This window comes from Acidilobus sp., assembly GCF_049973875.1.
Lineage (GTDB): Archaea > Thermoproteota > Thermoprotei_A > Sulfolobales > Acidilobaceae > Acidilobus.
The window spans coordinates 1-4985 of record NZ_JBMFJI010000042.1 but is presented as its reverse complement, the minus strand read 5'-3'; the positions used below and the strand labels follow the sequence as shown (position 1 = coordinate 4985).

Sequence of the window (4985 nt, the reverse complement as noted above, 5' to 3'; positions counted from 1 at the left end):
TAGGCTGAGGTACCTGTCAAGGCTTGAGGAGAACACGTCCGCCCACTTCACTATCTCCTTAGCCTTCTCAAGCTCTTTGTCCTTGAGGTCTGCAACTACCTTAGCTACTGTGTAGGCCTCCGCCTCGTGGGTCTCATTAGACTTCTCATAGCCGCCATAGCTAGCGATCATATTCTTGACCTCCGCGTCAGATTGTATGAGCTCCTCGACTATCTTTGAGCGCTCCATTAGAGCGCCGCCGACGACCCACGGCTTCCAGGCGGGGTCGTGAAGTAACGCGAAGATCTTAGCCTTCAGGAGGAACCTTTGGTCCACCCCGCAGCTCACGGCCACCACCTCCATTACTTGTGCCTCCGGACGCTGACCCCATTAACATCAATATCAAAAATGCCGTAGCCTTTACTTGTCCTGGCGCCCACGCCCCTGCCGAGGGCGTAGGCGAGGGAGAGCAGCGCGAGCCCGACGCCGTCCTTTACCTTGCCCTTGGCCTCCTCGCCAAAGATGTCGTAGGCCAGCTCGCTGGCGTTGTCCAAGTCGTTGACACCTACCAGGAACCTGAACATGACCCCTCTCCTAACTACAAGGTGGGCCACGGGGTTGGGCACCACCTCGTATTCGTTCTTGACCAGCTGATTGTTTCTGTAGTAGTGCGCGTTCACTATGTCGCCGTCCAGGAGCCTCCCGTTAGCGAGCTTCACAGGGTAGGCGTTAAACACGTCTATGGCGCCGATGTGCGACCTGGTCTTAAAGTTGGTCAGCTTAAGGTATTTGCCCTCCATGAACTTGTCGCCCGAGCCGAAGATCGTGAGGACCGCCCGGGCGCACCTTTCAACGTCACCAGGGTTTGACGCCCTGGCGCTCCTGCACAGGTCAAGCAGGTTGCTGCGCATGACACCCTTTATCGAGGAGCCTGGCACGTAGGGCAGGTCCAGTATTGGGTCCCAGTTCATCCCCACCTCAAGCATTACTGCGAGGAACCCCGCGGCGAAGCCCGAGAGCAGCTTGGTTGAGACGTTGGCCTTCACGTCAATCACGTCAAGCCCAGCGTTAGCGAGGGCGTCAGCCACCTCATCAATGTACTCGTTCGCCTGATCCACGTTACGTTTGAAGTCGTGAGTAAGCGCATGTCCTATTATCTCCTCTTTAAGCCTGGTCTTCCAGTCCGTCCCCTCGCCGCCAGCCGTTGATGACTTAGATCCTGAAAGGGAGGCTAGGTAGCTATCCCTGTAAAGCTTTATTAATGAAATCATTAAGTTCCCCTCCTCTTTCTTAGCATTGCGGCCAGAGGCGGAGCTGGGCTGCCCAGCCCTCCTGCTCCCCCCGCCGACTGAGTTCATCGCCTCCTCACCCCCGAGGCCTTAGGAGCCTTGGCTGATGCTGGCGGCGTCTTGCTTCCTGTCCTGCACCTGTTCCTTATATATTCCTCAATGTACTCTATGGCTTCATCTATGTACAACGTGACGCTCTTGGAATTCAAGTGTGTCTTGCGATCTAGGACGATTCTAGGATCTATACTTTTCTGCTTCGAATGAAAACCGATATGATAGCCCTTCTTAATTATTTCGATCTCGTCGCCGACGTTCTTCGGGATGAACTTTATTGCCATAATTTTAAACTGCTGGCTACCTTCGGTCACGGTTAGAACTACGTATGACTGACGCCTCTGAATGACGTTGTCATCTTCATCAAAGAACGTGTAACCGGTGATTATCTCTACAGGGATCCCCTGCTGCCGCGATTTCTCAGATTTCGACTCCTTTACTACTATTTTATTCCTATGAGATTCTTCCACTATGTTATTCATCTGCCTTTCTATATTATTTATTTTCTGTTCACTTAGAGAATCTTTATAGCTGCCCTGCCTTGGAAGCCCGAGCACCCATGTGTTGTAATCGAATCCCGGCGTGGTGTATGACTTGCCTTCTATAAGCTTCCAGTTAACCTTCATAGTGGAATTGCCTATGCAGGCCAAAGCGTCCTCCACTCTGCCGTTAACGGAGCCTAGTTCCTGAGAGTCCTGAAGCATGGGAAATGTGGGATCGATATTATTGACGTTACTCTTCGCTATCTTTTTGAATTTCTCGAGAAGCTCAGCATAACCATTTATTAGCTTGCCCTTAAGCATAAACCTGCCAAAGCCCCTGTTGGCCGCGCTGCCTACCCCGAGGTAGTAGAGCGTGAAGACCGCCGCCCTCACGAAGCTCTTTGCCAGATCCTCGTAGCCGGGCTCAGCCCTTACCTCAAGGGTGAAGTGTACGCTGTTAGGCTTCACGGGCAGGAGAGCCATAACCTCCTTAAAGGTCTCTTCAGCGTTAGGGTCCCTCTTTCTCTGCCTGTCGTAGAAGTCCTTCAGCTTGTCCCTAACCCTGAGGGTGACGCGCGATATGCAGTAAATCGACAGGAAGTCATCTAACTTCTGCGAGAGCTCCCGAGGCGCCATGTTTAGCTTAGATTTAGTGCAGAGGTTGTTGACTGACCCGACTCTTTCAATAAGCTCAGACAGCGGCTCCCTGTCCTTAAGCGTGAGGTAGAGGATCTTCCCAGGGCTTTCCCCGGCCTCGCTTTTAACAGTGCCCTGCCTGGCGTCAACCACTATTTCAGGCGCCCTCACTATCACAGTAATTTTTGACTAGCGCTTCTCCCTCTCCCCTCTCCCCTCTCTGTTCTCATCAATTATACCCAGGTCCTCGAGGACCTGATCCCCAAAGACCGTCCTCATGAACCACGCTGTCTTGCCAGCTATGGTCTTTGCATCGGGCACAGTGACTCGAGCCTCTGCATCACTGATGAACGAGAGCGTCTCCGTCCTGAAGTTGCCGCCCCACCACGGGGTGAAGTTCACGAACTCCCCCTCAAATACCAGGTTGCCCCTGGCCAGCCTGGAGGCCTCGTCCACTATGGCCTTCCAGTCCTCGCTAGACATCATGAACCCTCCCCTATCTCCTCCCTCGACTCCGGCGACAGGAGGTCGCTGATCTCCTTGATGCTGATGAGTATAGGCGCGAGGGTCCTCTCGTACCTAAGCTCCCCCTTCATGAGCTGGTTAAGGCAGTCAAGCACGTCATTGGGCGTCACCCCCTTGTCGCTGCACTCCTTAATGACCTTTCCGAAGACATAAAGGAGCGAGGCTGTGTAGACTGAGTACCCCTTGCTGGCGCCCTCCCCCAGATCCTCACATATGTCGAACCCCTTTTCCTTGCCCTTGCCCTCCTCCCCGCCCCGGCTCACCTGCGGCACGCTGCCGCTTTTCCAGTAGTCATAGTACTTGCTGACGTCGTCAAGGTTAGCCTTAGATAGGTAGAAGATGGTGGCGGCCACGAGGCCCGCCTGCAGCATAAGTCCTGGGAAGTCCTCGGCCCTCCTCACGTAGCCGTCTATCTGCTTGCACTTCCACTTCTCCTTAAGGGCCTCCAGCTTCTTACCTATTTCAATGGCCACGTCCTCGCTCATAACATCACCTCGGCGCCTTAACCTTAACCTTAACGAACCCCTTGCCCACGGTCTCCTTGCCGCCCATGACCACGTAGAAGGCTACCCACCCGTCCGCCTCCCTCTGGCCGCCGACGGTCTCGCTTAGGTACTTGTTAAAGATTTCCTTGAAGCAGTTGTAGTCGCAAACCTCCTCTTTATTATTCCCACTGCTGCCGCCCTTCTCATCCTTCTTATTAGAGCTGCAGTAGGGGTTCCTCTTGGGCACTGAAGGCATCAGGACGCCAAGCAGTACGGTGCCCTGGGGCAGGTACTCCTCGGTCCACAGGGCGCCCGTCGCAACTGTCTTGTTCTTCAAGTCTATCCTGTTCCTGGTCACCCTTATGTAGGCCCTCTCCAGGATCTCCGCGCCCTCGTCATCGCCAAACACTACTATGCCCTCCTCCAGCTTTTCTGACAGCTTCCCAGCGCCTTTGAACAGGCTCAGCACGTTGCCCGAACTCTGCGCGTTGCCCGAAGCGAGCGGGAGCAGGGGCCTCTCAACCCCAGCTGCGTCAGCCTCTCCCCCCTGCCTGGGGGCGGCGCCCTGGGCCTGAGCGGGGCCGCCGTTTTTATTGCCTTTTATGTTTATGCCCTTTATGAAGTTCAGGAGGTCGCCCTCTCCCGCGAACTCCAGCAGGTCGGCTGCCCTGTCAAGGAGGTAGGTGGAGGTGGCGTAGATGTACCCGTGCGTCAGGCTCGGCACCGGTATGAAGAGGGGCACCAGGTCGCTCACGTCAAGCAGCCCGCTGCCGCTCTCGTCGTCGACCTCGGGGCCGAAGAGGCAGCAGCACTCCGGCGCCCTGCTGCAGTCCATCCTGCCCCTCTCGCCAAGGGGCAGCCCGCGGCGCTTGGCGCAGTGTGACTTCAGCGCGCCCTTGAACGAGGACGAGTACACCACTGGGTAGTTGTAGGGGTCCCTCTGTATGGGGAGGTCCACCGCGCCCAGGCTCCTGCCGGAGCCCACGTGGAGCGGCGTCACAGAATATACTATAATAGGAATACCGGCCGCCGGGCCGCTCTGAGCCATGGGAAAGCACCAAGTCAGGTATACAATGGTGGTGAGGTTCTATATAAACATATATCATCTTTAGAGAAAAGTACTGAAAACAGAAATATATTTTAAAATCAAACTATCTATTTATCCTTTTTATTGCACTCTATTACCCTTTTATTGCAATTCTGCGTCGAGGCGTGCGCCGTGAACTCTGACGCCTTCGAGTCCAGCCGCCTAGCCTTTACTCCCTTGGCAGCTTCAAGGTAATGCCCAGACCTTAAACGCAGTAGTTCACCGACTCCCGCTTCCCCGCACTAATCAATTTCAACAACCGGTTCTGTGGATCTAACCATTAAGAGGGTATAGTATTAACGAAGAGGCGAGGTAGCGTTTCAACACCATTCTATGGTTTCCGTAAACTTTCAACACGTAGCGGTTCTTCAGCAGGGAGGCCAGTTTCAACACCATTCTATGGTTTCAAGGTATACCTCCTGAATGCGTTCTCTCTCTCCATGCTCCC

Annotated in this window: 6 protein-coding genes; all 6 read right to left on the bottom strand. The window is 54.6% G+C overall.

What is annotated here, in order from left to right; all coding sequences use genetic code 11:
• Positions 1 to 327: hypothetical protein (locus ACP5H1_RS07880; protein WP_427973821.1), on the bottom strand; the 327-nt coding region annotated here is incomplete at its 3' end.
• Between the two features lie 14 nt (positions 328 to 341).
• A complete protein-coding gene (gene cmr6 / locus ACP5H1_RS07875; RefSeq protein WP_427973818.1) occupies positions 342 to 1337 on the bottom strand; it encodes a type III-B CRISPR module RAMP protein Cmr6 in 996 nt (331 codons plus the stop codon).
• Positions 1334 to 2611, bottom strand: coding sequence for a hypothetical protein (locus ACP5H1_RS07870; RefSeq protein ID WP_427973816.1), 1278 nt, complete (start codon positions 2609 to 2611; stop codon positions 1334 to 1336). The genes cmr6 and ACP5H1_RS07870 overlap by 4 nt, the downstream gene beginning before the upstream one ends.
• Positions 2612 to 2629: 18 nt before the next feature.
• Positions 2630 to 2926 carry a hypothetical protein gene (locus ACP5H1_RS07865; protein WP_427973814.1) on the bottom strand — a complete coding sequence of 99 codons (297 nt, stop codon included), beginning with the start codon at positions 2924 to 2926 and terminating at the stop codon, positions 2630 to 2632.
• Positions 2923 to 3450, bottom strand: a complete 528-nt coding sequence (gene cmr5 / locus ACP5H1_RS07860) for a type III-B CRISPR module-associated protein Cmr5 (RefSeq protein WP_427973812.1) — start codon at positions 3448 to 3450, stop codon at positions 2923 to 2925. Before cmr5 ends, ACP5H1_RS07865 begins: the two co-directional genes overlap by 4 nt.
• A 4-nt stretch (positions 3451 to 3454) precedes the next feature.
• A complete protein-coding gene (gene cmr4, locus ACP5H1_RS07855; protein ID WP_427973810.1) occupies positions 3455 to 4498 on the bottom strand; it encodes a type III-B CRISPR module RAMP protein Cmr4 in 1044 nt (347 codons plus the stop codon).
• Positions 4499 to 4985: the final 487 nt, after the last annotated feature.